Below are 2,675 nucleotides of genomic sequence, written 5' to 3'. Positions count from 1 at the left end.
GGCCACTTGGACGCCGCCCAGCACGACCTGCTGGCCTTCACCGCCTTCCCGCGGGAGATCTGGCGGCAGATCTGGTCGAACAACCCGCAGGAACGGCTGAACAAGGAGATCCGGCGCCGCACCGACGTGGTCGGCATCTTCCCCGACCGCACCGCCGTCATCCGGCTCGTCGGGGCCGTTTTGGCCGAGCAGAACGACGAATGGACCGAGGCTCGCCGCTACATGGGCCGCGAACTCCTCGCCAAAGCCCGCCTCCACCCGATCGAGTCAGAAACCGACGACACCACCCTGCCCACCGAACTCACCGCATAGCCTCAGACCGAGATCACCGAGTGGCCGTCGATACACCACTCCAGCGGACGTGACCAGTCCTCGTCCGTGGTGCAGCCGCAGCCGCGGCGGTTCCCGCACTCGGTAGCGTGGAAAGCTCACCGACGGCATCCCGGAAACGCGCTGCCTGCCCGAGAGCATGCCACTCGGCTACGCCGTGGAAGGCATCGGCGGTTCCCTGGCGAATCCGTCCACGCGGACGATGTCGACCAGACCCTTCCGGCTTCCCTTCGACCATGACTGAGAGTTCCCCGCCGGTCAGAGCGGGCCGCTCGATGTCAGCGACTTTCTCGTCCTGCCGGAACCTGATTTCGTTCTTCCACCGCACGACATCGAAGGTCAGGAAATGGGGAACCAGGTCGAGAGCCGCTTGGCGATGACCGGTACGTCGACGTTGTCCTGCGCGACGTCCTCGACGAATGGGCCGGCAACGGAGACGGGCGGCGGGACGGTACCTGCGCTGACGCCGTTGAACCGCAGGAAGACACGCATGGCGAGCCAGGCGGTGCGCTTGTCGCCGTCGACCAGCGCGTGATTGCGGGCGACGGAGTGCAGCAGCGCCGCCGCCTTCTCGTGCAGCGTGGGATACAACTCGGCCCCGAACACGTTCGTCCGGGGGCGCTCGATCGCGGACACCAGAAGGCCCATGTCACGCACGCTGTGCTCGGTACCGTTGACCGTGCGGGCGATGGCCAGGATCTCGTCGATCTGGATGTAGCGCACGTTCGTCACTTCAGGTAGTCCAAGATCTCCGCATCGCTGTCCATCAGCTCGGCCAGGACGTCATCGACCTTCAGCTCGGCCCTGTCCTGGGCGTCGCGGATGGCCTCGATGGCAAGTTCCTGCTTGCTGCGGCCCTCCCGACGAGCCCGCTCGGTGAGCTTCGCGTCAAGGTCGTCGGGGAGTCGGAGTGTCATCGCCATACGGCGATGATACCTGAACGGTATCAAGGTAGCGCGGTCGAGCCGCTGAGGCCGGAATGGTCACTCGTACCGCCTGCGGCGGTGCAGCGGAGACTTCCGCTTCGAGCGTCGTCCAAGCGTCACGAGTCTCCGAAGGGCCCCCTCCGAAGACGTCGCCGATGCGGGCACCTCCGCTCGCGGACCCGCAGGTCAGCGAGACGCGAGGACGATCCGTCCGCTTGAACCGCCGCATAGCACCAGGTCAGAGGTCGTTTCCCTGCTCCACCAAAGGGCCCCTCGTGCGCACGGAGCATCGAACGGGCGTCACGCCCAAGGGGCACGTCCTGGGCGGTCACTGCTGGGGAATTCATGACCCCTGCCAGTACAGCCAGCCGCTTGGCCTCCACGGCCCAGTGGCCGGACCGCCCGACGAGCGAAGTGGTCAGTTGCCGGGTTTCTTCTTCGAGCGCCGAGAGGCGGCGGCCTGGGTGGGGCGAGCGCCGGCCTCCATCTGCTGGGCGTACACGGCGTTCGTCACGAGCTCGCGCGCGTATGCGGCGTCCAGGGGGCCAGGACGAAAGAGGATGCGGTACATGATCGGCGCCACGACACGGTCGATCAGCAGTTCCGTCTCGGGCACCGGCTCCCCCCGCTGCGCCGCACGGGCCAACACGGCGTCGATCTGCTCTGCGGCATACGCCGAACACTGACCGGCATTGGTTCCGTCGGGGTCGCCGAGCAGGACGTCCCGGATGTAGGCGCGCCCCGGCGGCGAGGCCATCTCGTCGAGGAACTGTTCCGCCCAAGCGTCGAGATCGGCCCGCAGGCTTCCGAGATCGGCCGGATCCGTTTCCGGGCGCAGGCGTTCGACGGCCACGTCGGACAGGAGTTCCTGCAGGTCGCCCCACCGACGGTAGATCGTGGAGGGGGTCACGCCCGCCCGAGTGGCCACCATCGGGACCGTGAGCGCGTCGCGGCCCACCTCCCCCACGAGTTCACGTACCGCCGCGTGGACGGACTCCTGTACGCGCGCGCTGCGCCCGCCGGGGCGGGCCATGGGCCTGGGACTCATGCGGTCCACCTTAATGCGATTTTGTGGCTTCTAGGCGGTGGCCGGCTTCGGCGACCCGCGGGGCCGCGTATCCGGGCGCCTGAGCCCGACGGACGCCCCTGCAGCGACGCGTCCGCGTGCCGGCTGGAACGTCCGCCTTCCCTCAGACAGCAAGGGGAGCAAGCCGCCCCGCGCCGGCCACCGACTCCTCGTAGGCCCGGCCCACACGGAGCACCGTCGCGTCGCGGAAGGGGCGCGCCATCAGCTGCATACCGATCGGCAGCCCGGCGTGGTCGTGACCGACCGGCAGGGTGAGGGCCGGGACGCCGGTGATGTTGGCTGGGGCACAGAGGCGGACGTAGCCGTCCGACACGGCCTCGGTCGTGCCATCG

Annotated in this window: 5 protein-coding genes; 1 reads left to right on the top strand and 4 read right to left on the bottom strand. The window is 68.4% G+C overall.

The features are described 5' to 3' along the window. Positions 1-312 (top strand): transposase (locus RIF68_RS33665; RefSeq protein ID WP_309055267.1); only part of this gene is annotated, 312 nt, incomplete at its 5' end. Between the two features lie 357 nt (positions 313-669). On the opposite strand, the gene RIF68_RS33660 is transcribed toward RIF68_RS33665, so the two are convergent. The 4 genes from RIF68_RS33660 to RIF68_RS33645 all read right to left on the bottom strand — a co-directional run. Continuing rightward, entirely contained in the window at positions 670-1,062 is a 393-nt protein-coding gene (locus tag RIF68_RS33660) for a type II toxin-antitoxin system death-on-curing family toxin (RefSeq protein WP_309055266.1), read from the bottom strand. Continuing rightward, complete coding sequence (locus tag RIF68_RS33655; RefSeq protein WP_007445201.1) at positions 1,059-1,253, bottom strand: ribbon-helix-helix protein, CopG family; 195 nt, start codon at positions 1,251-1,253, stop codon at positions 1,059-1,061. Before RIF68_RS33655 ends, RIF68_RS33660 begins: the two co-directional genes overlap by 4 nt. A gap of 421 nt (positions 1,254-1,674) precedes the next feature. Beyond that, a complete protein-coding gene (locus RIF68_RS33650) occupies positions 1,675-2,289 on the bottom strand; it encodes a TetR/AcrR family transcriptional regulator (protein WP_309055265.1) in 615 nt (204 codons plus the stop codon). 157 nt (positions 2,290-2,446) lie between these two features. Next, positions 2,447-2,675: amidase family protein (locus RIF68_RS33645; protein ID WP_309055264.1), on the bottom strand; the 229-nt coding region annotated here is incomplete at its 5' end.

This window comes from Streptomyces sp., from assembly GCF_031178505.1.
In the GTDB taxonomy this organism is placed as follows: Bacteria; Actinomycetota; Actinomycetes; order Streptomycetales; family Streptomycetaceae; genus Streptomyces; species Streptomyces gulbargensis.
This window is presented reverse-complemented; position numbering and strand designations above follow the sequence as displayed.

Coding starts and splice junctions, on each gene's coding strand:
- RIF68_RS33650 (WP_309055265.1), bottom strand. CDS start 2,289: ATGGCCCGCCCCGGCGGGCGCAGCGCGCGCGTACAGGAGTCCGTCCAC.
- RIF68_RS33655 (WP_007445201.1), bottom strand. CDS start 1,253: ATGGCGATGACACTCCGACTCCCCGACGACCTTGACGCGAAGCTCACC.